This window comes from Domibacillus indicus (assembly GCF_000970685.1).
GTDB lineage: Bacteria > Bacillota > Bacilli > Bacillales > Domibacillaceae > Domibacillus > Domibacillus indicus.
The window spans coordinates 185,678-211,843 of the sequence record NZ_LAJB01000002.1; the positions used below are offsets into that span (position 1 = coordinate 185,678).

Annotated in this window: 26 protein-coding genes; 10 read left to right on the plus strand and 16 right to left on the minus strand. The window is 48.3% G+C overall.

What is annotated here, in order from left to right; all coding sequences use genetic code 11:
• Positions 1-16 precede the first annotated feature (16 nt).
• Entirely contained in the window at positions 17-1,876 is a 1,860-nt protein-coding gene (locus VP98_RS01150; protein ID WP_052712078.1) for a diguanylate cyclase domain-containing protein, read from the plus strand.
• On the plus strand, positions 1,877-2,455 hold the full coding sequence (locus VP98_RS01155) for an HAD hydrolase-like protein (protein ID WP_046173486.1): 579 nt from the start codon (positions 1,877-1,879) through the stop codon (positions 2,453-2,455). It begins immediately after the preceding gene.
• Between the two features lie 38 nt (positions 2,456-2,493).
• Here VP98_RS01155 and VP98_RS01160 read toward each other — a convergent pair whose 3' ends face one another.
• Positions 2,494-3,006 carry a GNAT family N-acetyltransferase gene (locus tag VP98_RS01160; RefSeq protein ID WP_046173487.1) on the minus strand — a complete coding sequence of 171 codons (513 nt, stop codon included), beginning with the start codon at positions 3,004-3,006 and terminating at the stop codon, positions 2,494-2,496.
• Positions 3,007-3,160: 154 nt separating this feature from the next.
• Between VP98_RS01160 and VP98_RS01165 the strand changes: the two genes are divergently transcribed.
• From VP98_RS01165 to VP98_RS01175, 3 genes are all read left to right on the plus strand, one after another.
• Positions 3,161-5,116 carry a methyl-accepting chemotaxis protein gene (locus VP98_RS01165; protein WP_046173488.1) on the plus strand — a complete coding sequence of 652 codons (1,956 nt, stop codon included), beginning with the start codon at positions 3,161-3,163 and terminating at the stop codon, positions 5,114-5,116.
• A 415-nt stretch (positions 5,117-5,531) separates the two neighbouring features.
• On the plus strand, positions 5,532-5,870 hold the full coding sequence (locus tag VP98_RS01170; RefSeq protein ID WP_046173489.1) for a PadR family transcriptional regulator: 339 nt from the start codon (positions 5,532-5,534) through the stop codon (positions 5,868-5,870).
• Positions 5,867-6,859, plus strand: a complete 993-nt coding sequence (locus VP98_RS01175) for an HAAS signaling domain-containing protein (RefSeq protein ID WP_046173490.1) — start codon at positions 5,867-5,869, stop codon at positions 6,857-6,859. The genes VP98_RS01170 and VP98_RS01175 overlap by 4 nt, the downstream gene beginning before the upstream one ends.
• A gap of 169 nt (positions 6,860-7,028) precedes the next feature.
• On the opposite strand, the gene VP98_RS01180 is transcribed toward VP98_RS01175, so the two are convergent.
• The 4 genes from VP98_RS01180 to VP98_RS01195 all read right to left on the minus strand — a co-directional run bounded on the left by VP98_RS01180 (position 7,029) and on the right by VP98_RS01195 (position 12,118).
• The gene (locus VP98_RS01180; protein WP_046173491.1) at positions 7,029-8,642 is read right to left on the minus strand and encodes a methyl-accepting chemotaxis protein; all 1,614 of its coding nucleotides are present in this window, start codon (positions 8,640-8,642) and stop codon (positions 7,029-7,031) included.
• 172 nt (positions 8,643-8,814) lie between these two features.
• A complete protein-coding gene (locus VP98_RS01185; RefSeq protein ID WP_046174081.1) occupies positions 8,815-9,291 on the minus strand; it encodes a hypothetical protein in 477 nt (158 codons plus the stop codon).
• A 530-nt stretch (positions 9,292-9,821) separates the two neighbouring features.
• Entirely contained in the window at positions 9,822-11,261 is a 1,440-nt protein-coding gene (locus VP98_RS01190) for a DEAD/DEAH box helicase (RefSeq protein WP_046173492.1), read from the minus strand.
• A 344-nt stretch (positions 11,262-11,605) separates the two neighbouring features.
• Positions 11,606-12,118, minus strand: coding sequence for an SRPBCC domain-containing protein (locus VP98_RS01195; protein ID WP_046173493.1), 513 nt, complete (start codon positions 12,116-12,118; stop codon positions 11,606-11,608).
• A gap of 194 nt (positions 12,119-12,312) precedes the next feature.
• On the opposite strand from VP98_RS01195, the gene VP98_RS18405 reads away from it, so the two are divergent.
• Positions 12,313-12,483, plus strand: a complete 171-nt coding sequence (locus VP98_RS18405) for a small, acid-soluble spore protein, alpha/beta type (protein WP_082087786.1) — start codon at positions 12,313-12,315, stop codon at positions 12,481-12,483.
• 84 nt (positions 12,484-12,567) lie between these two features.
• On the opposite strand, the gene VP98_RS01200 is transcribed toward VP98_RS18405, so the two are convergent.
• The 5 genes from VP98_RS01200 to VP98_RS01220 all read right to left on the minus strand — a co-directional run bounded on the left by VP98_RS01200 (position 12,568) and on the right by VP98_RS01220 (position 16,048).
• Positions 12,568-12,762, minus strand: coding sequence for a 2-hydroxymuconate tautomerase (locus tag VP98_RS01200; RefSeq protein WP_046173494.1), 195 nt, complete (start codon positions 12,760-12,762; stop codon positions 12,568-12,570).
• A gap of 18 nt (positions 12,763-12,780) precedes the next feature.
• Complete coding sequence (locus VP98_RS01205; RefSeq protein ID WP_046173495.1) at positions 12,781-13,884, minus strand: NADH-dependent flavin oxidoreductase; 1,104 nt, start codon at positions 13,882-13,884, stop codon at positions 12,781-12,783.
• 60 nt (positions 13,885-13,944) lie between these two features.
• Entirely contained in the window at positions 13,945-14,262 is a 318-nt protein-coding gene (locus tag VP98_RS01210) for a hypothetical protein (protein WP_046173496.1), read from the minus strand.
• Between the two features lie 21 nt (positions 14,263-14,283).
• Positions 14,284-14,712: an Rrf2 family transcriptional regulator gene (locus VP98_RS01215; RefSeq protein WP_046173497.1), complete on the minus strand. Its 429-nt coding sequence runs from the start codon at positions 14,710-14,712 to the stop codon at positions 14,284-14,286.
• Positions 14,713-14,854: 142 nt separating this feature from the next.
• On the minus strand, positions 14,855-16,048 hold the full coding sequence (locus VP98_RS01220; RefSeq protein ID WP_046173498.1) for an MFS transporter: 1,194 nt from the start codon (positions 16,046-16,048) through the stop codon (positions 14,855-14,857).
• A gap of 161 nt (positions 16,049-16,209) precedes the next feature.
• Here VP98_RS01220 and VP98_RS01225 point away from each other — a divergent pair, with 161 nt between their 5' ends.
• Both VP98_RS01225 and VP98_RS01230 read left to right on the plus strand, forming a co-directional pair.
• On the plus strand, positions 16,210-16,764 hold the full coding sequence (locus VP98_RS01225) for a TetR/AcrR family transcriptional regulator (protein WP_046173499.1): 555 nt from the start codon (positions 16,210-16,212) through the stop codon (positions 16,762-16,764).
• Between the two features lie 90 nt (positions 16,765-16,854).
• Positions 16,855-18,204: an MATE family efflux transporter gene (locus tag VP98_RS01230; protein WP_046173500.1), complete on the plus strand. Its 1,350-nt coding sequence runs from the start codon at positions 16,855-16,857 to the stop codon at positions 18,202-18,204.
• Positions 18,205-18,254: 50 nt separating this feature from the next.
• Here the strand turns inward: VP98_RS01230 and VP98_RS01235 are convergent, their stop codons facing one another.
• The 3 genes from VP98_RS01235 to VP98_RS01245 all read right to left on the minus strand — a co-directional run bounded on the left by VP98_RS01235 (position 18,255) and on the right by VP98_RS01245 (position 21,267).
• Positions 18,255-18,701, minus strand: coding sequence for a DUF4362 domain-containing protein (locus VP98_RS01235; protein ID WP_231584107.1), 447 nt, complete (start codon positions 18,699-18,701; stop codon positions 18,255-18,257).
• Between the two features lie 82 nt (positions 18,702-18,783).
• Positions 18,784-20,259 carry an alanine/glycine:cation symporter family protein gene (locus tag VP98_RS01240; protein WP_046173501.1) on the minus strand — a complete coding sequence of 492 codons (1,476 nt, stop codon included), beginning with the start codon at positions 20,257-20,259 and terminating at the stop codon, positions 18,784-18,786.
• A 129-nt stretch (positions 20,260-20,388) separates the two neighbouring features.
• Complete coding sequence (locus VP98_RS01245) at positions 20,389-21,267, minus strand: SDR family oxidoreductase (RefSeq protein ID WP_197076533.1); 879 nt, start codon at positions 21,265-21,267, stop codon at positions 20,389-20,391.
• A 97-nt stretch (positions 21,268-21,364) separates the two neighbouring features.
• Between VP98_RS01245 and VP98_RS01250 the strand changes: the two genes are divergently transcribed.
• Positions 21,365-21,748 (plus strand): VOC family protein, encoded by a 384-nt coding sequence (locus VP98_RS01250; protein ID WP_046174084.1) that lies wholly within the window; start codon positions 21,365-21,367, stop codon positions 21,746-21,748.
• Positions 21,749-21,952: 204 nt separating this feature from the next.
• Here VP98_RS01250 and VP98_RS01255 read toward each other — a convergent pair whose 3' ends face one another.
• The gene (locus VP98_RS01255; protein WP_046173502.1) at positions 21,953-22,531 is read right to left on the minus strand and encodes a TVP38/TMEM64 family protein; all 579 of its coding nucleotides are present in this window, start codon (positions 22,529-22,531) and stop codon (positions 21,953-21,955) included.
• A gap of 186 nt (positions 22,532-22,717) precedes the next feature.
• On the minus strand, positions 22,718-23,446 hold the full coding sequence (locus VP98_RS01260; RefSeq protein ID WP_046173503.1) for a ZIP family metal transporter: 729 nt from the start codon (positions 23,444-23,446) through the stop codon (positions 22,718-22,720).
• Between the two features lie 351 nt (positions 23,447-23,797).
• Between VP98_RS01260 and VP98_RS01270 the strand changes: the two genes are divergently transcribed.
• Entirely contained in the window at positions 23,798-24,367 is a 570-nt protein-coding gene (locus VP98_RS01270) for a GNAT family N-acetyltransferase (protein ID WP_046173505.1), read from the plus strand.
• A gap of 227 nt (positions 24,368-24,594) precedes the next feature.
• Here VP98_RS01270 and VP98_RS01275 read toward each other — a convergent pair whose 3' ends face one another.
• A complete protein-coding gene (locus tag VP98_RS01275) occupies positions 24,595-26,004 on the minus strand; it encodes an S-layer homology domain-containing protein (protein ID WP_082087787.1) in 1,410 nt (469 codons plus the stop codon).
• Positions 26,005-26,166: the final 162 nt, after the last annotated feature.

The following is a 26,166-nucleotide window of genomic DNA, read 5'->3' on the forward strand; positions in this document are numbered from 1 at the left end:
GATGAGGAGGAGTTTTTTGGACAAGCGGTATCCTGCTCTTATTTTGTTGTTTACAGTTTTTTATTATGCGTGGCTTTTTATATTCCAGCATGACGAATGGATCCGGACGCTCGGCGGTAATGTATTGTCGATTTTCGGGCTCGGCACCGCCCTTTACTGGACCGCCCGGGCTGTGCTTTCTCCTGGCGTCAGACAGCCGTTATTCTGGAAATGGATTTTCGCGGGCCTTGGCTTTTATTTTGTATCAGAATGCATCTGGTTCTGGTATGAAAGCGTCTGGCGCGTGGAAGTGCCGATTTCCGGCTTCCTGGATTACTTGTATCTGGCCAATTATTTCTGTTACCTTCTTGCGTTTGCGGTCCGGATCAAGCAGGAACAAAAAACCGTGCGGACCGTCCGGATCCTGTTCGATATGCTGATTACGATGACGGTTGCGGTCAGCTTCAGCTGGCAGTTTATCATCGGAACCATTATCGGGGACAAAGAATTGTCTATGCTTGACGTACTGATTAATCTCAGTTATCCTGCGACGGATCTTGCTTTGCTGGTGGCGGCCTGCACGTTTTTCTTTGGCTTCAGCAAGTCCCATGCCAGGAATGAAATCAGTCTGATTTTGTTTGGCCTTGCCATTCAAATTGCGGTGGATTCCACGTACACAGCCATGACGCTCAATGGAGTCTATGAATCTGGCAATCTAACAGATCCGCTGTACATAACAGCTCCTCTTTTACTGGCCCTGGCCGGCCGTTTGTACGGCAGTGCGCCGGCGGACCGCTCCCTTCCGTCAAAACGGACCAGTGTTTTGCGTTTTATGCTGCCGTATGCCGGCATCCTGATTTTGTTTATCTGCATGATCATTTACTGTGGATTGAATGCCTTGACAATCGGCTCCCTGCTTGCTATTGTCCTGCTTATGGCCCGGCAGGCTCTGACGCTGCTAGAAAACCAGCGGCTCTACAGCCAGCTGCTTCAGCGCTCGAACGATCTGTCTGTCAACGAGCAGCGCTACCGCTCCCTGTTTGATTATTATCCGGAAGCCGCGTTTTCAATCGGGCTTGACGGCTGCTTTCAATCCATTAACCAGGCAGCCGCAAGAATGCTTGGCTATGCGGACGAAACGGAATTAATCGGTCAGCCCTGCCGCTCCTTTTTATCGGAGGAGGATAAACAGAAGGTGAAAGCTCATTATTATTATCTGTTAAAAGGGATCGGGCGTGAGTATGAGATCACCCTTCACAGCCGGACCGGCCGGCCGTTTATAATGAATATGACTAATATTCCGATTGTCGTTGACGGCCAGGTAACCGGCATATACGGAATTGGCAAAGATGTGACCGAACAGAAAAACAAGCAGCAGAAAATGACGCAACTGGCGTATCACGACACACTGACCGGGCTGCCGAACCGGCTGACTTTCCACAATAAGCTAATGAAGCTGATTCAGGATAATAAAAATCCGTTTGCCGTTGTTTACATGGACCTGGACGGCTTTAAATCGATTAACGATACGCTCGGACATGATGCGGGTGACGAGCTGCTTATCACGGTCAGCAGGCGGCTGTCCGCAGCGCTTCGCACATCAGATATGGCTGCACGCCAGGGAGGCGATGAATTTACGGCAGTGATCAGCGGGATTTCTTCACGCGAGGAAGTCGAGAATATCGCCAGCCGGCTGCTGCTGTCGATCAGCGAGCGGTATCACATTGCCGGCGAGCTGCTGTCGGTTACACCAAGCATCGGGCTTTCGCTGTATCCGCAGGACGGCGGCACCCCCGAGCAGCTGTTAAAAAAAGCGGATCTGGCGATGTACAGCGTCAAGCAAAATGGAAAAGGCGCTTTCCGCTTTTATTCAGAACACAAAGAGGAGAACGAATAAATGAAGTTACTTTGGGATTTAGATGGCACAATTTTTGATACGTATCCGGCAATTGTCAACAGCTTTGTGACGGTTCATGAAGCCGCAAAAGGAACAACGGTTGACCCGGCAGAGGCGCTGAGATGGCTGAAGAAAAACTCAAAGCTCGCATTTGCGCATTATGGCATTTCGGATGACTACCGCCCGATGTTTGCCGAGCTCGACCATAAAGAAGCGGAAGTGAGCTGCCGGCCGTTTGACGGCATAAAAGACGTTCTCGCTGCCGCGGAGGTAAACGTCATTGTCACCCACCGCAAAAAGCAATCGACGATTGAGCTTTTAACCAAATGGGGATTAGTCGACTTTTTCGATGAAATTGTCAGTCCCGAGGATGACGGCTTCCCGCGCAAGCCGGACGCTGCCGCGTATTTGTACCTGCATGAAAAGTACGGCCTTGACTGGGCTGTCGGCGACCGTTCGCTCGATTTAATTCCGGCGCGTGAAGCCGGCCTGAAAACAGCCGCGTTTCAAAATCCCGATATTGAAGCGGATGTGCACCTCGATGTATACGATGAGACATTTTACCAAAAAGTAAAATAAGCGCATAAAAAACCGGGCTTCTGGAAAGTCCGGTTTTTCTACTTTTCATATTCCGCTTCCAGCTGCTTTTCATCAGAAGGCGCCAGGTTCTTTTTCATCTTAAAATTCACCAGTTTGACTCCTTTTCGTTCTACGGTCTGCGGGCAAATCACTTTGTAGCCCCGGCGTTCAAAAAAGGGCCGGGCAGTAACGCTTGCTTCTGTTTGTATTTCCGTCACTCCCTGTTTTTTCGCCTCCGCTTCAAGCACATCAACCAGGGCAGAAGCAATTCCCTGCCTCTGATGTTCTTTATGAACAAACAGCCTGTCGAGCCGCCCATTTCGAGTTAAATCACTGAACCCGGCAATTGTGCCATTTACTTTAGCAGCCACTGCTATATTCCGGCTTAATGATTCCTTCCATGATTTCATGACGGCCTCCCTTTCCTCTTCTGGTGCCCAGGCATTTAACTGCGCCCTGGAATAATCCTTCGCATTAACGGAATGAACGGTTTCGTAAAACAGCGATACAATTTCTTCAATATCCGATTCGGTAATGTTCTCGATCTCCACGTTCTTTTCGACCCCCTTTTATTATAATTAACTTCCATAACAGTGCGGTTTTTAAAATAAATGGAAAAATATAATTTTGTTAATAAAAAAACCATTACTTTCTTTCCTTTTCAAGCTAAAATAAAAGTACTACGACAAAAGGAGCATAAACACCATGAGATGGACAATCCGAAAAAAGTTAATTCTTTCTTTTTTAGCGCTGCTGCTGATTCCATCCGGCCTGATTGGTTACTTATCCTATCAAAGCGCCAAAAACGAAATGGAAAAGCAGCTTATTGATTCTGCAGATGAAAGCGTGATGACACTGGATCGGCTGATTACCGATAATGTTAACATGAAAACCCATGATGCCGGGGTTTATTCCGAGCTGGTATCGAAAAAAGACATTGCCGGGGAAGAAAGCCCCGCTTTGCGCCGCCGTCTTGACCAGTACGCAAAGCTTCATCCGGATGTGATCAGTATTTATGTTGGCACAACGGACGGAGTGATGATCCAGGAGCCCCGGCAGGAGCTTGAACCCGGTTACGATCCGCGCGACCGGCCGTGGTACCAGGAAGCTGTTGATGCCGGCGGTGAAACGATTATTACCGAGCCCTACATCTCTTCTTCTGGCTCGGAAGTTGTCACAATTGCCCGGCAGACAGCAGATAAAGCCGGCGTGATCGGGATTAATTTAAAAATGGATGCCCTGCTGGAAATGGCTGGCCTTGTGAAAATCGGCCGGGAAGGCTATCCGATTCTGCTCGATGGCCAGAAAAAATTTATCGTGCATCCGACAGAAGAATTTGGAACTGAGGCCGAAGACCCTCTTTATGAAGAAATGTATAAAAAAGAAAAAGGCATTTTTGATTATACGCTCAAAAATGAAAGCAAGATTATGGCTTATTCTACAAATGAAGCAACCGGCTGGAAAATTGGCGGTACGATGTATGCGAAAGAAATTACCGATGCGGTGCGTCCGATTTTGCTGAAAACCGTTGCAACGGTTCTGATCTCACTGCTGGCAGGCCTTCTGCTTGCCTGGACAATGGTCCGCTCGATTACCCGTCCGATTTTGTCCCTGCAGCAAAGCGCCGAGACGCTGAGCCAGGGAGATTTAACAAAGCCAATCGAGGTGGAGCGCCGCGATGAGATTGGCGATTTGTCGCGTGCTTTTGCAAACATGGCGCACAATTTGCGGGAATTGATCCTGCAGGTGGATCATAACACGGAACAGGTGGCCGCTGCTTCCGAGGAATTGACGGCTTCCTCTGATGAAACAACAGCTGCTACCGGCCATGTGGCGGATTCGATCCAGAAAGTCGCCGCCGGTGCTGACGAGCAGACAAGCGCTCTTTCTTCCGTGCTTCATGAGATGGACGAGCTGCGTACAGGTGCCGGCACGATTGTCGACCGCACGGTTGATGTTTCCAAATCCGCCAATGAAACGATTTCACATGCATCAGAAGGAGCAGAATCGGTGCGCCGGACTGTTGCCCAGATGAATGAAATTCAAGAGCATGTCCATGCATCGGATCAAATGATTCAATCGTTAAGCGGGCGCTCGGCCGAAATCACATCTATCGTCGATGTGATCAGCTCGATTGCCGACCAGACCAACCTTCTTGCGCTCAATGCGGCCATTGAAGCGGCCCGTGCCGGCGAACACGGCAAAGGCTTTTCCGTGGTTGCCGGAGAAGTCCGGAAGCTTGCTGAACAGTCACAGGCATCCGCCGGGCAGATTGCCGGCTTAATTGCGGCTATCCAGCAGGACACCGAGCATTCCGTCCGGTTAATGAGCCAGGCAGCCAGAAGTGTGGAGACCGGCATTTCCTTGTCCGATGACATCTCCGAGAAATTTGGCGGCATTTTAAGCGGCATGCAGCAGATTGCCCCGCAAATCCAGGATGTGGCGTTTATTGCCGAGCAGGTGTCCGGCCGGGTGCAGCAGCTTTCCGTATCCCTTGAGGGTGTTGCCGGCATTGCCCAGGACAATTCATCAAGCGCTGAACAGGTCGCAGCTGCGACTGAAGAACAGCTTGCTTCCCTTGAAGAAGTAAATACCGCCGCAAGATCGCTTTCGGTCATGGCTGAAGAGCTGCAGCAGGTTGTCCGCAAATTTTCGGTGTAACAAAAAGAAGTCCCTCTCGTCCCAAGCAGTTCCGATAACATTGGACAGTTATAAAGGAGCAGATAAAATAACACGCTGAAACACAGTGTGTACAGCACCATAAATAACTGTACCAATAGCAAACAAAAACGCCTGGAGGATACTTTCCAGGCGTTTTTGTTTTTATACTGTATTGTTATGCGAAAGTTCCCGTTAGCTTACATATATTTCTTTATAAACTAATGACAAATTGAAATATAACCAGGCTTTTTTTCGAATAAATACCCACTTGTTTTATTCGACTCCTTAAAATCCTTTTTCAATTTTGATTTGTAAGATAAAAATGTATATTGTTGCTGTAACCACAATAGTGTATGACACATAGTATAAATCATATAGTGTATTATATACAGTAATGTGTGAAACGAGGTGTATGATGGGTACTTTATTGAATTCTTTAACAACAGAGCTTCGAAGGGGAACATTGACCCTGGCCGTGCTAAGTCAATTACGCACACCGCAATATGGATATTCACTTGTGCAGCTGCTGGAAAATTCAAGTATTACAATTGATCAAAGCACCTTATATCCTCTTCTGCGCCGCTTGGAAAAGCAAGGACTCGTTACGAGCAGCTGGGACACATCCGAGGGAAGGCCGCGAAAGTATTATGTTTTAAGTGAATTTGGATTAGAGATTTTTACACAGCTAAAAGAAGAATGGCTAAAAAATTCAAGAGAACTCTATGAGTTGTTAAAAGGAGAGGAAGATGAATGAACCTGATTGATGTTTATATTCAGGAAGTCACTCGAAGACTCCCTGAAAAAAACCGCGAAGATATTGCTCTTGAATTAAGATCAACTATTGAGGATATGCTGCCTGATCGTTATAGTGAACAAGACGTACAATCAGTTCTTCAAAAAATGGGGAACCCTGTTTCACTTGCCAGCGGCTATCGGGATCAGCCAATGCATTTAATTGGCCCGCGTTATTTTGATGTATATGTTTCATTATTAAAAATGATTTTACCGATTGCAGCTGTCGTTGCTTTCATTTCGGTGATTGCCGAATATATAAGCGGGGTTAACGGTGAAGAAGCGATTATTAATGTAATTCTAGATATAATAGGATTTGGAATTTGGAGAATCCTTGAGGTAGCGATTCAGACATTTTTCTGGCTTACAGTCGTTTTCGCCATTCTTGAACGAGTGGATAAAGACAAAGATAATCAGCCATTATCTACAGCCTTAACAAAATGGACACCTGACGATTTAAAAAACATCACGTATATTCCAAAGAAAAAAGCGATATCAAAATTCGAAGTTTTTTTCGGACTATTGTGGACTTCAATATGGGCTGCACTTTACTTCTATGCCAACCAGCTAATCGGTATATATGAAGGCGGAGAAGACGGGTTAACACTCGTTGCACCGGTATTCAACCAGGAAATATTGCTTCAATACTGGCCGCTGGCTGCAGCTTTACTGGCATTTGAACTTGCACTAACCCTATATAAATTCATTAAAGGCCAATGGACGAAAAGGCTGGCCATCGTAAACGCAATATATGAATTAACCGCAACTGTAATTCTCTCAATTATTTTACTGACCCCCAACATCCTGACTCCAGAATTTGCAGACTACAAAACAGGCTTTGAACATTTAGATACATGGCTTATTCCCATGGTAATCATTATCTTTGCTGTTTTTGCAGTGAGTAATGGAATTGACGGTTTCCGCAAAGCCAGATCCACTGTAAAGTCATAATGATGGGCTGCGGCTTTGTATGCTAATTCAAATGTTACTGTCCAATACCATTGACCCATTATAAGAAAAAGAGACCAAATCATATACGATTTGGTCTCTCCATTAGTATGCTGTTTCATATGTTTCTTCACGGAAACGGAACTACCTGCGCTGATTTGAGTACTTCTTTTTATTTGGCAAGCTTAAACCGTTTGACAATCCGGTTGAGCCCGTCTGTATCTTCGGATAAACGCTGAGCATGATCCGATATTTCATGAAGGTCGTGCTTGTTCTGGTCCATGACCGCCACGGTCCGGGCCACCTGCTCGGTAAACTGCTCGGCGATTTTGTTTACGTCATGGATAACGGCTTCAAGCTGCTCGCCTTCGGATAAAAGCTGCGCAGCACTGGCCCGGTTTCCTTCAACCGCAGAAAGCGTCTCGGAGGCAGCAGACGTCAGCGACGTAATCGCGCCGCCCGCTTCCCGGACGTGGCGGACCCCTTCCTCGAGCTCTCCACGGCTGCTTTCCACTTCGTCCGCGACGCGGTAAATGTCATCGCGCATTTTCTGGAGCGCTTCTAAAATATCAGCGGAAAAGGTGTTGGTTTCCTCGGCCAGCTTGCGCACTTCCTCGGCTACAATCGCAAACCCTCTTCCGGCGTCGCCTGCCCTTGCGGCTTCAATGGAAGCGTTCAGGGCCAGCAGGTTTGTCTGCGCGGCGATGGCGGTAATCGAGCCGACAATAGACATTGTTGAATCAGTGTCTTCTGAAACGGTGCGCATTTTTTCCGCCGCCTGGCCCACCCGCTCCTGCAGCCGGGTCATATCGGCTTCGATTTTCTGCATCGTCTGCGACCCAATATCGGCGGAAGCAGCTGTCTGCCCGGAAAAAGCGACGGTTGACTGCATATCTCCTTCCATGCCGCGGATGGCGGCCATCATTTCCTGCACGACCGCGTGGGCGGACTGAAGGGACGACATCTGCATGTCGGACCCCGCCTGAAATTCCTCCATCGTTTCTGACAGCTGCTCAAAGGTTTCGAGCAGCCTCGCCGACTGCTCTGCCTGAGAGCCGGAAACGACCTGGACCGACTGGGCAGATTTTTGCAGCTCATTCAGTATATTGCGCATTCCGAGTACGACTTTGTTTAATTCAAAGCCGATTTGATGAAATTCTGTGCGGCGCCCGCTTTTCACTTCGTCTGTTAAATCCCCCGCCGATATTTTCCGGGTCAGGCGGTACCAGGCTCTTGTCTGTGAAACAATGGATTGATAGAAAAAATGGCCGCATACCATTGTCATCACAAAAATAACAGCAAGCCCGGCAGCGGTCGTTTTCGTTAAATGGCCCGCTGCGAGGAGAAGAATAAAGGCCGCCAGCACCGGCAGCATGCTGAAGGCAAGAAAAGCCGGACGAAGAAATGGCTGCTGGGCAATCCGGCCAAGCCGCAGATTAAAGCGGCTGCCGTCGGCAAAAGAAACAATCGGCGCCGAGGCATCGAGAATCATTTCTCCTGTATCCCGCGCATACTGCTGAATGATCGGCTCGGACGTCCGTGCAGCCCGCTGTCCGGTTTCATCCGAAAAATGAACCCCTTCCCGCAGGCGGTTCGTGTGAATCAGGGCTGTCCCTGTTTCATCCACAATAAGCAAATACTCATTTTCGTCCAGTTCTTCATCTAATAGCTGATGCAGCGCTTCATATTCCTTGGAAAGCGCTTGCTTATTTTTTAAATACGGCTGAATTTTTTCGGCAATCCCCTGCACATCCTGCAGAAGACGGCGTTCTAGCTTGCGGCTCATATTCACCCACCCCCATATGTTTATTATACAGGAAGACCCCTGACATTTTGACTATTTTTTGAAAAATTCGCTAAAATAGTAGAGGCCTTCTTTCTTATAAGCAAAGAAAGCATACGAGCCCTGGAGCTTAGCCGTTATAAAAGCAGGCTCCCAAAAGGAAGCCTGCCTGTTTTCACGCACTTAATTTTGCTTTTGGAGTGGACGGTTTAATATATTTCGTTAAAAGCCAGCGTGAAACGGGCCCCACAATCAGCAATTGCGCCGGAAGTGCCACGATCACATTCAAGCCGGCTGTTTTAAGGTATGCCGTGAGCAGGGAGCCTTCTATTCCCGCCGTGAACGCCGTTAACACAAGCCCGTATACCGACATAATCAAAACCATGGCAGGGACCATGCATAAAGCAATCGCCAGGATGCGGTTCACTTCCTTTGACTTGTCATATGGCAGGGCGAAAGCCAGTTTCCGCGCTTTTGGTTCAACGAGTGACTCGATGATAAAGGCGGCTATAAACGTTATCACAAACTGAACGATTGAGTTTCCGATTGAGATAAATCCATGTAAAGCTGTGTTATAAGCCGACATAATCAGAACCATTCCAAAACACATAAACAGTCCAAAAATAATACCTTCTTTCTTATTACCAGGCAAAAAAAACATCCTTCCTTCTTGAGATAGATGTAATTATATACACTCGCCATTTTTTTCATAAGTGACCATTTTGTGAACTTTTTAGCGTGATATTTTTTTGAAAACTCTCGTAAACAAGGATGTTAATTTTTGAGCAAGCCAAAAGGTAGACTGAAGATAAATTATTATTTTTTAAAAAGCGGCATAGTGGGCTGCGGGCTTGCGGCTTCGCCCATTCTTTTTCAGGAAAAACAGCTGCAAATTAACAATGGCGCTTTGTTTCCTTTGACAAAAGAAAAAAAATAAACTTTGCTGGTTTTTCCTCCCACAAAGGCGGCAGGCGCGGGACGCAGACTCCTATGGGAAAAGCAGGGCAGCAGAGATCGGTGGAGCCGGCAGGCGGAAACGAGCTAAGCGCTGTTCTCAAGCGCTTTTTTAGAGGGCAATATGTAAAGTCATTTGTTCAACTATAAAGTAAATGACATTATCTGCAAGCTGAAACCACGCCTGGTTTCAGGCGTGGTTTTCAAAATGGTTCGGGGCAGGCCGGGTCAGCTTCTCGCTTTTTGCACTTTAAGCTGCTTGCCTTTTACAGTGGTGGTTTTCATTGCTTTTAATACCGCCGGGCCTTTGCCATTCAGTATTTCAACATACGTTACGTTGTCCTGAATCGTGATAATGCCGATATCGGCCGCTTCAATGCCGGGCAGTCTGGAGATCGTTCCGACAAAGTCAACCGCCCGCAGCTTTTTCTTTTTGCCCCCGTTAAAGTACAGCTTCATAATGTCCCTGTTTAAGCGGGCTCCTTTGTCCTCCCTGCGCTGCGGACGGGCTGCCATTTTTGCTTCAAAGGCCGGCTGTGCCGCGGCGGCTTCACGTGCTGATGGCGGTTCGATCCGGCTGAGCACCAGCCCCGTGAATTCTTCAATTTCAGTAATGAACTTTTCTTCAAACGGCTCCATCAGGGCAATGGCTTTTCCGCTCTGGCCGGCGCGCCCGGTCCGGCCGGTGCGGTGAACGTAGCTTTCTTTTTCAAGCGGAACATCGTAATGAATAACGAGCGGGATGTTTTCAACATCAATGCCGCGCGCGGCCACATCCGTAGCGCATAAATAGCGGAAATCGCCCCGCTTGAATTTGTTCATAATCTGAAAGCGGTCTTCCTGCACCATTCCGCCATGCAGCATACCGGACGAAATGCCGGCTGCATCCAGTGTGTCAAACAGCCCTTCTACCCGTTCCTGGGTGCGGCAGAACAAAATAGCGCTGTCCGGGCTTTCAATGGCCAGAACCCGTTTTAATACCTCTGTTTTTTCCGCTTCCGGCACCGCGATAACCTGATGGGAAATGGCCGGTGCGGCCGTTTTCGCTGACACGTTTATTTGCTTTGGCTCCTTCATATATGTATCGGCCAGCCGGGCGATATCATTCGGGAAGGTTGCCGAAAACAGCATGGTCACCCGCTCGGCGGGAAGGCGCTCAATAATGGCCGATACCTGGTCGATAAAGCCCATATTCAGCATTTCGTCGGCTTCATCAATCACGAGAAAACGGATTTTGCCGGCATCCAGTGTCTGCTTTTCCAGATGATCCAGCAACCGCCCCGGCGTGCCGACCACAATATGATTTTTTTGTTTTAATTCAAGCTTTTGGCGGTCAAACGGGGATTTCCCGTAAATGGCCGTGGCTTTAATCCGTTTAAACCGTCCGATATTGGTGATGTCTTCCTTCACCTGCGCGGCAAGCTCCCGCGTTGGCGTCAGTACCAGTGCTTGCGCCTTGTTTTCCTCCCAGTCCGCCAGCTGAACAAGCGGAATCGCAAATGAAGCGGTTTTCCCGCTGCCCGTTTGGGACTGGACGATCATATCTTTTTGTTCCAGCGCTGCGGGAATGACAGCGCGCTGAACCGGCGTCGGCTCGCGGTACTCCAGTGTCTCAAGCGCGCGGAGAATGTCACTGCTCAGTGAAAATGATTGAAATGAACTGTTCATAAATGGTCCCTCTTCTTTGTTTGTCATTCTGTTTATTATACAGGAAAAACAGACGGTTTACTCCAATTGAATGGACTGCCTCTCTTTATCAGAGAATAGAAGAGGCGGCGCTTTTGGCCGGGAGGAAAAATCAGCCGGTAACCCTCTGGTGATTTCCTTCTCCTGAGAAGAAAGAGAAGAACATGAACCGGGTTCCCCGCCTGCCCCGCGAAAAGCAGAGCCCCGCAGATGCCGCCGTTTCCAGGCACGGCGGTTCATTCGTCGCGCTGGAGACCTGAACGTTCATAGATGTGCTGGATATAAGCTGGAAAAGATACAGACAGCCGTTTAGTATTGCTTTACTCTTATTTTTTCATCGAGTCAAGATGCTCTTCTAAACGATCCCATGTTTCGTTAATTCCTTGTTCTATTCCCATATCCAGGACAGACTGCAGTGCTTCTTGAGAAGCGTATTCTGCGCGATTAATGAGCTTTGTTTTCCCTTCCATCTCTTCAAATAATAAAGTGCTTTGAGTTGCAGGCATTCCTTCCGCTTCATTACCTTCTGCATCTGAAAAATAATCAATATAAACTATTTTTTCATCCTGAAGAATTTCCTGGTATACTCCCTTTCCCCAGGATTCAAAGCCAAAAAAGTCACCCTGATTCTCGTCCATGCACTTCATACAATAATGCCAGATACCATTTACTCGAAAATCAATATCACATACTGTTAAAATCCAGCCACGGGGCCCCCACCATTTCTTTAGATGCTCCTCTTCTGAAAAAGCCTTGAACAAAAGAGCTTTTGGAGCATCAAATTCACGTTCTAATACAAGTACGTTTCCTTCTACCTTAGAGTTCATTTGAGTTGACATAAAATCCCTCCGCATATTTCTGATTTTTTGACAGCTTCCGTGTGTTCCTCGAGGTGGTTAATGGGCTGCACTTTTACTATATATTCTTGAAAACATTTCTATTTCCTTCCTCAGCGAACCCGCGAGGATGAGAGAAACGAAAGCAGCCATACTGATAAAGCAGGCCGAATAAAAAGGAGAGGGAGGATGCGATCATGCCGAGAAATGAAGCACGGCAGGCAATCGATCAAGTAAAGCAGGGGATCATGTTTGAATCTGGTATTGAACCCGGAGCGGATGCCCCGGCACGCATTAACGGCGAAATCACGAAACGCCTTGTACAGCTGGCAGAGCAGCAATTGTCCCGCCGCAGAGAAGCACGGTAAAAGAAAAAAGCAGAGGACCAAACTGCATGGAGTCCTCTGCTTTTTGTCGTATAGGAGCTGCCTGAATTTCCCCAGGCTGCTTTTTTATTTTTTTTCTTTAAATGAATACAATTCTCCCTGCTTGCCGTAATCGTCCGGCTTCATGTCTTCAAAAAAGACAAAGACGTTTTCCGCGTCCACGTCGAACGATTCCTTCACAGCAGCGGTCATGCGCTTGACTAAATCCCGTTTTTGTTCAGGTGTTTTTCCTTCGAGTACTTTGACCGTAATAAATGGCATACAGCCCACCCTTTCTTCTTAAACGCCCGGGAACCATCCAGGTGTGTTGATAATCGCCTGCCAGAGCGGGTCCGGCACAACGAGCTTTTCCTGCGCTTCTTTATCAATTTTCACCGCAATGGTCTCTTCCCTGCCGCTTTCCACCTTCTGCACCCAGTCCGGCTCAATAATGAGCCCGCGGCCGACCGCAACCATGTCAACGCCCGTACCAAGTGCTTTCATTGCATCGTCCGCTGTGTAAATAGAGCCGACGCCGATAACCGGCACCTTATCGCCCGCACGCTCTTTGATAATTTCCAGGCGGGAGCGCAGATCATTCACGCCGCGTCTCGGCTTCGCCCAGAATTCATTCAGCGATACATGCAGATAATCGAGTTCTTTTTCCTTCAGCGCATCAATCAAATCAAGCGTATCCGCCATGGTAATCCCTGGTGTTTCCGGCTCCTCCGGCGAAAAGCGGTAGCCGACCGCAAACGGGCGTCCGGCTCTGGCAGCGGCCTTTTTCACCTCATCTACTACCGCAAGCGGAAACGCAAGGCGGTCACCCCACTGATCGGTGCGGCGGTTTGAGTGCGGCGAGAAAAACTGCTGGATTAAATAGCCGTTAGCCCCGTGAATTTCCACACCATCATAGCCTGCTTCAATCGCGCGGCGCGTTGTTTCGCCAAAAGCAGCGATGATTTCTTCGATTTCCCCGGCAGACAGCTCGCGCGGCACCGGGCTTCCTTCCGCCTCAGCCGGCACGCTGCTCGCACTGACCACATCACCGTTCACCAGATTCGGAGGCACCATACGGCCGCTATGGAAAATTTGCAAAATTGCTTTCGCGCCTTCATCCCGAATCGCTTTTGCCAGGCTGGCAAGGCTCGGAATCATCTCGTCACGGTCGCCCGCAAACTCTCCCGGAAAGCCTTTTCCATTCGGCGTCACATAAGTACAGGCCGTAATAACAGCCGATACGCCTTTTGAGCGGCGCGCGTAATAAGCAAGCTCGTCCTGTGTTACCGTGCCATCATCATTGGATGAAAAATTCGTCATCGGCGCCATTACAATTCGGTTTTTCAGCTCAAGTCCGCTTCGCAAAGCGATTTGATCGAATAGGGGTGAATACGTTGATTTCATTAAAAAACTCCTTTGTCAAGCCGGCCCCCTGCCGCATAAAGCAGCAGGGGGCCGATCCATTTATAAAAGCTGTGTCCGCAATTCATTCAGCTGCTTCAGCAGCTGTCCAAACCATTCTTCGTCTTTTGTTAAAAGAGCGATGTCAATGAGCTGCTCAACGGCCGCTTCAGCCGGCGTTTCTTCCGCCACTTTTTGAAGCGCCTTGGACAGGACACGGATCATCCGGCCCTTCAGTTCTTTATTGACGGAATCCACAATGTACACTTTTGTGATGTCTTCCGGGTTCTCTATTTTTATGACGTATCCGTAGATTCTCTGTTTATCCCACGTTTCGCCCTGCACCCAGTCACCAACTTGAAATTGTGCTTTGTTCCCCATTTTTCTCTCCACTTCCCTGTTTCAAACGGTCTGGTGCCTGTTCTCTATTTTTTCCAGAACATCCGCGACCGTATATTGATGTAAAAAAGCGGCATATGAACTTTCCGCTTCTTGAAAAATACAATCCATGACATTTTGTGTGTTGGATGAGACAGGACAGCCGTGATCGGGATCACCTGTCTGCCACTTTGGCTGCAGGGCCCCGCGGGAAATCGTCTCATACACCTGGCCAATTGTTACCAGTTCGGGATTGACAGCCAGCATATAACCGCCATGAATCCCTTCTCTCGTTTTCACAAATCCCTCATTACGGAGCGCGCCCATCACTTTGCGGATACGCGCGGGGTTTGTCGCCACGTTATGTGCAATCGCTTCACTGGAGGCTCTGTTCCCCGGCAAATAAGCCAGGTATACCAGGCTGTGAACCGCAATCGTGAAGTCACTAGTCAACCGTGCGTTCCCCTTTCTGAAACCGTACTGTAATTTTATTTTGTACAGTTTAAAAAGTCAATAAAATTGATTTTATCCGACAATTTGCGACCTGTCAATGCGCTTTTCAATCGACAATTCGCGACAAAAAACTGCCTTCCTATTAGGAAGACAGCACCTTCTGCTTAACGCTCCGCTTCTGCCAGACGATGGTAATCCCCAGCGTTACAGCGAGCAGAACGAGGCCAAGCATAAATGGATAGAAAATGTTTACGTCATAAAGCAGCCCCGCGCAGGTAGGTCCGAGCACATTGCCGATGGACATATACATATTGTTCATCCCCATCGCAAAGCCCTGCTCGTTGCCCGCCATTTTCGAGATCAGTGTATTTAATACCGGGCGCAAAATCGACGTTGCGCAGAAAATCATCAGTGAGATGCCAAAAAAGACCCAGTAGTTTCCGGCAAACAATGAAATGAAAAAGCCAAGTGCCGCCACCGCCAGAAATGCATTGAGCACCTTGCCTTCCCCGTATTTCGTGACGATCCGGTCCACGACAAACAGCTGAACAATAACACTGACAACACCCGTGGACGTCACCATTAACGCGATGTCCTGCGGCGAGGCGCCGAATTCATTATCCACAAACAGGCCGAGTACCGATTCATACGCCATTAACCCAAAGCTCATCACAAGCGTAATAACAAGGGGAATAAAGTACGGCATGGTCACGGAACGGGCCAGCTTTTTCATCATCGATTCCTCCGCCGGACGCTCTGTCCCCGCCGGCTGCTTCGCACGTTCCGGTTCTTTTAAAAGAGCAACCGAGAAAAACACCGCAAACAGGGAGACAACCGCTGAAATTAAAAACGGTGCTTTCAAGCCGAAATCCGCTAAAAATCCGCCGATGCCAGGGCCAACCACAATTCCAAACGACATGGCCGCCGAAATAAAGCTGTTTCCTCTGGCCCTCTGTTCAAATGAGGTGATGTCTGCCACGTACGCAAAAATCGCCGGGATTAATAAAGCCGCCCCGATGCCGCCGATTACGCGGGACAGGTACAGCATCCAGATCGAGTCGAAAAAATAAAACACAAAGCTCGAAACCGTGAGGCCGAATAATCCATAAATAATCATGCTGCGGCGGCCGTAATCATCCGCCCACTTCCCGGCAATCGGTGAAAAAACAAGCTGAGCGCCCGCAAAAATAGCAATCATGAGCCCCGCGGCCATTCCTCCCTGATTGATGGACTCCAAATACGCCGGCAAAATCGGAATGATAATGCCGAAGCTGCCAATGGCAATAAACATGTTGATCATTAAAATAATCAACTTTTTCCGCTGATCACCGGTCATGATAAAACCTCCTTTTCTTATGTGCCTGCTCATTTTAGCAAATTGGTGTGAAGATGGAAATCTTTTTTCTTCGAATTTGACGAATTTTTTTAAAGCCCTTATGATAAGTATAGTACGAATAAAACTATTTTTGTTTTTTCAGTTTCAAGGGGGATTGATATATGAAAGACCGCATCATGAACGCCTTCATCGAAGAGATTCTCGACAAGAGCATGAAGTTCACGATGGACGATCTTGCACGAAGGCTTGGCATCAGCAAGCGCACGCTTTATGAGCATTTCCCGTCTAAAGTGGCCATATTGGACGCGATCATTGACTCGTCGCTCGCCGCGTTTGATGAACGGACAGACGCGATTCTCGCAGATCCGGATTTAACGCTGCTGGAGAAAATCAAAAAAACGATTACCGTCGCGCCGACATTCACCGAGTTTTATGATCTGCGCATTCTGGAACAAATGAAGCGCCATTATCCGGCGCAGTGGGAAAGAATGAATACGGCGCTGAATCAGTGGGAGGATTTGCGGATGCTGATCGAGCAGGCAATGGCAAAAGGCCTGATCAAGGAAACGAGCGTCCCGCTTATTATGAAGCTGATCATTGATGCCACCAATACAACGCTTGACCGCCGGTTTTTCCAGGATAACCGGATTACCGTTCAAGAAGCGCTTGATTCAATCGTTGACATTCTGCTTTATGGCCTTGTGAAAAAGAACTAGCAGCAGCCCGCGCTGTTCTCTTTCTTTTGCCTTTGAAAACTAATAAAACAAAAATAGTTTTTTTATTCTCAAAAGGAGCGTTTTATTTTTATGAGTGATTCACTCACCAGACTGCCTGTTTTGAAGCTGTTTCTCCGCTACTTGATTCCGTCGATGATCGGCATGATGCTGATGGCCGTGAATATTGTCATTGACGGCGTGATGGTCGGCAGCCGACTTGGGGCTGAAGCGCTTGCCGGCGTGGGCATCGCCGGTCCGGTGTACACGCTGTTTATTGCCGTTTCGCTCTGGATCGGCGCCGGAGCCGCTACCCGTTATTCGATGGCCATGGGTGCAGGCGAAAAAGAAAAAGCCCGCGAAATTTTTACGCAGGCGCTTGTGCTTATTTTTTCGGTTACGCTCGTTATCGCCCTCGCAGCTTATCTGCTTCGCGAGCCGCTTATTTACGCGCTTGGCGCGAATGCCGATACGTATCCCCATGCCTCAAGTTATATGACGGTGCTGCTGCTGTTCGGCTTTGTGTTTACAATTGAAAGTGTCTTCAGTGTGTTTGTGCGGAATGACGGAGCTCCCAATCTCGCCATGGCGGCCCTTGTTACCGCTGCAGCCGCCAATATCGGCTTTAACTATTTGTTTTTATTTGTGCTGGACTGGGGTGTGGCAGGAGCCGCGGTGGCAACTGTTATTGCCTGCACACTCGCCATCCTGATTTTATCATTTCATTTTTTCCGGCCGCAGAGCAATTTAAAGCTCGTCCGCTTTTCTTTTCAAAAGCGGGTTATCTGGCTGATTATCACGATCGGCTTCCCGAGCTTTCTGGCGGAAATCGGCATGTCGGTGTTTACGGTTTCCCATAACGTGCTTTTAGAAAAACTTTCCGGAACGGACGGCGTTGCCGCTTTTTCCATCCTAAATTATGTGCACAGCGTGATGCTGATGCTGTTTATTGGCATGGGATCTGCTATTCAGCCGCTGATCAGCTATTACCACGGGGCCCAGGAAACAAAGCGGAAAAAAGAAACACTCCGCCTCGCTTTGCTTGTGTCGGTGGGTGCAGGGGTTGTTTTCTTCATCGCCGGCCAGCTCGCTGCCGGCCCCATCGTCTCGATTTTCGGCGACTTTTCTCCTTCTGTCACTTCTCTGGCGGCAGAAGCCATCCGGTGGTTTTTCATCGCCTACTTATTTATGGGCATTAACCTTGTGATGATGACTTATTACCAGTCGATCGGCCGCGTCCGGATGGCCGTCTGGATTACAGCGGCGCGGGAAATCGCCGTGATGCTTGTTTTGCTTGCGGTGCTGCCGCAGGTGTTCGGGCTGGCCGGCGTCTGGCTGACCATTCCGGTATCTGAATTGATCGTGCTTTTAACCATTCTCCAGTATGAGCGGAACCTCCGCTTTAAACGGGCGGAGCGGCACCGCGAGCAGGCCGATTTCTAACAAAGCCGCCCTGCAGATGAACACCCGCCTGAATAAGGCGGGCTTTCTTTTTATTCTCCTTCCTTCAGCTCGTCCTTTTGTATCTGAATAAGATCGTGGTCTATGCCGCTTGAACAGCCGGCAGCCGTAAAGGCCATTTTCCCTTCTGCCTTCTTTGTTTCGATAATCGTTTTACAGACGTCAGTCTCCACTCCTTTCCCTTCCCCCGCAAATTCATCGTTCGAATTGTCATAACGGTATGCAATTACCTTTCCATCGAACTCCAGATCCTGAAAAATCGGGTCTCCTTCCAGGGTGTATCCCGTAATTCGCACGTTATCGGCTTTTTTCTCAGACATGTTTTCCAGAAACACCGCCCATCTGTCCGCATTTTTTACTTCCTCCAGCACTACTGCCACATCGCCCCGCTTCACCGCTTCTTCTGACGAATACGCTTCCCCGTCCGAGCAGCCGGCCAAAACGGCCGCAAGAGAAAACACAAATCCCATAATTTTCATCACGCTTTGTCCCTCCAAAAAGGTTTTCCGGCTCATCAAAAACGAGCCGCCCCTTCGGACAGCTCGTTTGTAAAAAATACTTTTATTTGTTCACCGTTTGATTCAATTCCTGAGAAACAGGTTTGTAGTCTTTTTCCCAGAAATCCGCATTTTTAATGCCAAGCGGTTTCGGGTCGAAAACCGGATCTTTGCCCAGCTTTTTCTGCGCCTCGTAATCTTTTAAAGCAACCAGTGCCGGTTTGGCCAGAATCACAATCGCAATAATATTGAGCCAGACCATGATTCCAAGACCGGTGTCGCCGAGCGCCCAGGCAAGTGCCGCTTCATTCGTCGCACCGTAAAACGTTGTAAGAAGCAAAACAATGCGGAGCGCATTAATCGCAATCGGGCTTGTACGGCCGCGCATTAAATAAGAAACGTTTGTTTCGGCAATATAGTAGTACGCCATAATCGTCGTAAAAGCAAAAAAGAACAATGCAATCGCGACAAAGCCGGCGCCAAATCCCGGAAGAACACTGTCGATCGCTGCCTGCGTAAAGCCAGGCCCCACTTCCACCCCTGCCAGATTTTCCACAAGCATCGGGCCGTCATCGCCTCCCGAGGTCGTATTATACATGCCGGTAAACAAAATCATAAAAGCCGTGGCCGAGCAGACAAACAGCGTATCGATGTAAACGGAGAACGCTTGCACAAGACCCTGCTTCGCCGGGTGCGATACTTCCGCTGCCGCTGCCGGATGGGGACCTGTCCCCTGGCCTGCTTCATTGGAATAAACACCGCGTTTAACGCCCCATGCAATCGCCATTCCAAGCAGGCCTCCGAATACCTGGTCTGCACCAAAGGCGCTGCGGAAAATAAGAGCGATTACACCCGGAAGTTCCGTAATGTTCATTAACACAATAATCAGAGAAATCAGAATATAACCAAGAGCCATAAACGGAACAATCACCTGTGCAGCGTTGGCAATCCGCTTCACGCCGCCAAAAATAATAAAGCCGATTAATAGTACAACAATGATTCCAGTTACAATTGGGCTGATGCCAAAAGCATTATCAATCCCTGCTGCAATCGAATTCGACTGGACGCCAGGCATAAGCACGGCCATCGCAATGAGCGCAGCAATCGCAAACAGCACCGCAAACCATTTTACGCCCATTCCTTTTTCAATATAGTAAGCCGGACCCCCGCGATACTGTCCGCCTTCTTTTGTTTTATAAATCTGGGCGAGCGTTGATTCCACATACGCACTGGATGCGCCGATAAAGGCGATGGCCCACATCCAGAATACAGCACCCGGGCCCCCGTAAAAAATGGCTGAAGCAACACCGGCAATGTTACCTGTTCCAACACGGCCGCTAAGCGCGATTGCCAGTGCCTGAAAGGACGAGACACCTGCCTCTGAGCTTTTCCCCTGGAACATAAGCTTGACCATTTCTTTTAAATGACGCACCTGCAAAAAGCGGGTTAAGATAGAAAAAACAAGACCAACACCTAGTAAAATATAAATAACCGGGGTACTCCATAAAACACTGTTTAACGCCGATACAAATGCCTCCATTAGCATCTCTCCATTTCTGTCTCCAAAGGTAGATTACTTTTTTAGAATAAAGGCAAATGCAAAAAATTACAATAGGAATGTGAACTTTTCTTACATAAAAAGCCCCCTGCGCAGGCGGGGGCTGTCAGATTATGAAGTAATAAAGTCTCCGCCATTCACATGAATCGTCTGGCCGGTGACATAGGTTGAATCATTTGATGCTAAATAAACGTAAGCCGGCGCGTTTTCTGACGGCTGGCCGCGCCGCTTCATCGGCGTTGTGGAGCCGTGCTTTTCCACTTTTTCCTCGTCAAACGTAGCCGGAATGAGCGGTGTCCAGATCGGTCCCGGCGCCACTGAATTCACCCGGATGCCTTTTTCCGCCAGATTGGCCGATAAAGAACGAGTGAATGTTGTAATTGCGCCTTTTGTGGCAGAATAGTCAATGAGCTCCGGCGAACCGCGGTAAGCCGTGACGGACGACGTATTGACAATGGTGTCTCCTTTTTGCATATGCGGAAGGGCCGCCTGCGCCATATAAAACATGGAGAAAATATTGTTCTGGAAGGTTTCCTGCAGCTGTTCGGGTGAAATCTCCAGAAAGTCTTTGGTCGGGAACTGCTTGGCCGCGTTGTTGACCAGAACATTTAAACTGCCAAACTCCGAAACAACCTGTTCGACAAGCTGTCTGCAGTTATTCACATCGCTCACATCGGTCGCGACACTCAGCGCCTTCACTCCGTACGATTTCACGACTTTTACCGTTTCTTCGGCATCGCTGTGTTCATTTAAGTAGGCGATCGCCACGTTTGCGCCTTCTTTCGCAAATGCAACCGCTACCGCACGGCCGATACCGGAATCGCCGCCTGTAATGAGCGCCGTTTTGCCGGCCAGCTTGCCGGACCCCTGGTAATTGGGATCGTCGTAAAGCGGCTCAGGTGTCATTTCCGACTCAATGCCCGGCTGCTGATCCTGCGTTTGTGGTGGTGTCTGATCATCCATGCGTTCGAATTTGTTATCTTGCGCCATTCTGTCCAACTCCATCCGTTTTATTTTTACAAGAAGAGTATTCCCCGCCGAAAAAAAAGCTAAACATGCTACAATGGAGGAAAAAGGAATGGCGCCCATGATTCAATATGAACAGCTTCACCATGTCGGCCTTAATGTAACCGACCTTGCAAAAGCAAAAGAATTTTATGAAAAGGTGCTGTGCCTTCCGGAGATCGCACGCCCGCCTTTTGACTTTGAAGGAGCGTGGTATGCGGCGGGAAGCCAGCAGATCCACCTGCTTGTGCTGCCGGAATCACAGACCATCCGCCGCGATCCGTCGCTCTCAAGCCGGGAAGGCCATCTGGCACTCCGGGTGAAAAGCTATCAGGAAACCCTTGACTGGCTGAAAAAACATAATGTTGACGTATTAGAAAAGCCAAACAGCGTCAGCGGCTTTGCCCAGATTTTTTTGGCAGATCCGGATGGAAATTTAATTGAGCTTCATGTAGAGCGGCCTTAAGGGCTGCTTCAGGCTGTCCGCAAACGCTCGCTTTCGGCGTCACTTGCCGGCTGGGAATGCTCATGACCCTCTGAAAGGTCACTCCGCTTCCCAGCCGGCGGCGTTCCTGGAAAGCCAAACGTTTTCAATCCGCCTGCTTTCTAACTTTGTCTATGCTCTAAAACTGTTTTTTTATTATGAATTTTGCACATAATGAAATAAAAACTAAACAGAGTCCGCTTCACGTGCTTCCGCTCCTTCCGGCTGCCGCTTTTTTCTGCGGCGCTCAAGCAGGGCATATAAAAAAAGCAGGACGGACAAGAAGGTCAGTGACACATACCACGGCATTTGTTCAATGGCTTCCCCGAATGCGGTGTATAAAAGCGCCGGCGCAATAACGCCAAGCACTGAGTATTTCATATACTCACGGCAGGATTTCGTCATATCCATTAAGTAAATGGACAGCAGATGAAAGTGGACAAACGGCATGACCCGCAGAATCATGACCTGGCCCACGGTCATTTTCCGGTCGCCGGCCACTTTCCGCTTCACCTTCATCATCCGCTCCCGTACAGACGGAAACCAATTAACGATTTTATAAAAAACGGCTCCCATCAGCGAAAGCCCGATAATTGAATACAGCGTTCCCTGCACAAACCCGAACAAATACCCGCCCGCGATGCAGACAACCACGACCGGCAAAAATAACAGCGGCCGCACCAGATGCAGCAAAATAAAAAAAACAGGGCCAAGCCATCCCGCCTGTTTGATCATTCCTTCAATCCATTGTTCTGCTTCTATCATTTTGTTCCACCTCTTTCTATTAGTGTAGCAGATTTCATCCAAGAGGTGAGATGAAACAGGGACGGGCGGCCAGAGAAGGAAAAATTTTTTCGGACTCCCTTCCCTTTAAGCAAACGCTTTTCCGGCTCCAAGCAGGAAGGCCCTTATCAAAACTGGCTTTATACAAAAAACAACTCTGGCAATTTCTTAAAGTTCATTTAATAGAAGCGAGACGAACAGGCCAAGCGCCGCCATAAAGCCGACGACCGGCCCTCCCTCTTCAAACGCTTCGGGCATCATAGTAGAGCCGGCCATGGCGATAATGCCGCCTCCGGCAAACGCTGCAATGGCCGCCATTACCGCTGCACTCGCCCCGCCCAGGAAAGCATAGCCGGCACCGGCGCTGGCGGCTGAAATGATAAGTACAGTTATCCATAAAATAAAAATTTTCTTTTTCGTGTAGCCGCTTTTTAAAAGGCCGGTTGTGCTCGACAGCCCCTCCGGCACGTTACTGATAAAAATCGCGATTACGAGAAGCAAGCTGACGCCCTGTCCGGCAAGCAGGCTCGCACCAATCATAATCGACTCGGGAATGGCGTCCATCACCGTTCCAATGAAAATCGCAAGTCCCGACCCCTGATCCGAGCCCTGGGCATGGGACCGCTTCCGCTTTTTGGCTCCATTTTTGGAAATCGCCATATCAAGCAGCGTAAACACAAGCGCACCCGCTAAAAAGCCGGCCCCTGTAGCCAAAAAACCGCCGTTTTCGACCGATTCCCCGAGCAGCTCGTAGGAAGCGGCACCGATCAGGACACCTGTTCCAAAAGCCATAATATACCCGATGATTTTCTTTTGAATAGGGAAAAACAGAGCCGCAAGCGCGCCTAAAAGCACAGCCGAGCCTGACACGCCGCCCCATATTAATGCATGCCACATAAGCAGGCCTCCTTTTTTCCTTGCTTTTCCCTTGTTTTAAGCAATAAAACTTTTATTTTGAATTTTGCACAATGTTAAATAAAAAACAGCTGCTGAATCGGCTTGCCGTTATTTGCCTTTCATACGGCTGCTTATTCTCCATATAAGGATTGGCAGTACGGCCGGGTTTAATCGAGATCTCATAAGTTTTTCTTTCGCCGGCCGGCTGACCGGTAAAATGCGTTAAAATAAGAATATGTATTTTGATGGAAGGGCATCGATCAAAGGAGAATGAAGAATTCAAGAAAATAATGGCACTTTCCGTTCTGCTTTCTGTACCGAAAAGATAATATAAAATGAGGAGAGGCTGCTATGGCCCTGCATGTTAATTCATTTCCCTTACTTGAGACTAAAAGATTAGTATTAAGAAAAGTTACGAAAGAAGATGCGAACAGTATTTTGAATTACCTGTCTGATGAAGAAGTAGTGAAATATTACGGATTAGAACCCTTTAAATCATTGAGTGATGCCTTTGAGGAGATTTCGTGGTATCAATCAATTCAAAACAACAAAACGGGGATTAGATGGGGGATTACGTTAAAAGAGCAAGGAGCTGTGATTGGCAGCTGCGGTTTTCATCACATTGTTTCACAGCATTTCCGTACTGAAATCGGCTTTGAATTGAATAAAGAGCAGTGGGGAAAAGGTATAGCAGTTGAGGCAGTGGAGGCCATAATAAGTTACGGATTTGAACATATGAACTTCCAGCGCATAGAAGCATTAATCGAGCCGCCTAATCTGTCTTCACAAAAGACAGTAGAAAAGCTGGGTTTTATCAGAGAAGGGTTACTGAGAAATTACGAGTTTACACGTGGTAAATTTGATGATCTATATATGTATTCTTTGCTGAAGCAGGACTTTGATAAAACGAAAAATAGTTAGACGCACAAGTATAGTGAATGTTATATTATGAAGCCAAAAAGCTTGAGGTTTTAAAAATTCCCTCAAGCTTTTTTGTGTGCTATTTACACTGTTAGTTGTATTGCTAATTCGTATGTTGTTTACCCTGTGATTTTGGATTTCTCCATGTTACTGGAACTGCTTACCTTTATTAGAGAGTTCCCTTTTTTTATGAAAATCTTTACCGCCACAGGGAATAAAACCTGTTTTTATTGAAGCGCCCGATTTAAAAAGGCGGAAAATTCGCCGCGCTTTACCGGCTGGTCAGGCCTGAAGGTGTTGTCGCTGTACCCGTAGGCGATGCCGGCTGCGGTCACCCGCTGAATCGACTCATAGGCGCTCATGCTTCTGCCGACATCCCGAAACGAAATCGGCGCCGATTCCGTCAGCTTAAAGGCATTGGTCATAATAATGGCCATCTGCCCTCTTGTTACCGGCCGTTCCTGGTAAAACTCCCCGTTTGTATAGCCGGACATTACCCCATAGTGCTGGGCGGCTTTGATTTCACTCATTCCATTCAGCGGCAGCGCGAGTGCGCGGACCATCATTGCCGCTGCCTGCCCCCGGGTTACCTGCGCGTCCGGACGGAAGGAGCCGTCCTTGTATCCGTTAATAATTCCCTGGCTGGTCAGCGCCATAATATCCTGGTAAAAGCCGTAGCGCGGCGGCACATCCGTAAACTGAACGGCAGGCTTGTCCGTTTTTTCAAGATAAGCGGACGAAACAAAGCCGGCCTGGCCGGAGGCGGATTTGACCGGGTACCAGACAAACTGTTCAATGGCGGCGTTATTCTCGTTAAACTGAAACGGCCCCGTTATCGTCAGGACGGTGTTTTCTGGGATAACCACCATTTTCTCTCCCCCCGGCGTTTTGCGCAGGTTCGGGCTTCCGGTTGTAACGGCCCGGTCTCCCGCTTTCCATTGATAAACCGTCCGGTGTGTTTGATCTGTTAAGGAATAGCTCATTCTGGTAAACACAATGTTTTCGCTGCTAGCCGGATCATACTGAAAATCACTTGACTGAAAAGGAAATTCAGCAAGCTCCGTGTCATTTACATAACTGAACTGCTCGAGCTTCGCAAAAACCTGCTCCTGGTAGGCCGCTCTGTTTCTCAGTCCGGTTTCTTTCTGGACCGGGCTGTTGACCGGCTTGATCCCGTTATACGCCATCACAGGAAAATACCAGTTTTCAATGACGTCACGGCCGGCGCCGGCAATCTTCGGCACACTCCGGCTGTACATCTGATCAAGAACCGTAATGCCTGATTCAATATTATAAAGAAGATCTGTTTTCAGCCGCTCCTCGTCAAACTGCGGCTGATTCGTCAGCTGCATAAGCCCGATCCCCCCGTCTGGCGAAATGATGGCGTTCCCGCTGGCATCAAACTGCTTCCACGTCTGGCTTTCCTGTGTCATAACGGCTTTGGCGACTTCCGGCGGAATGTTTTTTTCAAGGGCTTCTGCTGTCACCAGACAATTCAAATGCTGATACGACGGGTTCACACCCGGCTGCACGCTTCCATATGCGGAGCAGGCGGATGAAGCAGCGGAAGCCTGTCCACTGGCTGCAAATCCTGAGATTAAAAAGAAAAGCCCTGCGGCTTGAACAATTTTTTTCATATTCTCCTCCCTTCCTTTATAGATTATTTTACCATATAAGGGTAATAAAAACGATTAATCCTCATTTTTGAAAAAGATAATCTATATAAATAAAAAAATTCCTTTCCTTATTGGCTTTTTTAAACAATAACATTGATTTTATAGTATATTTCTTTTACATCA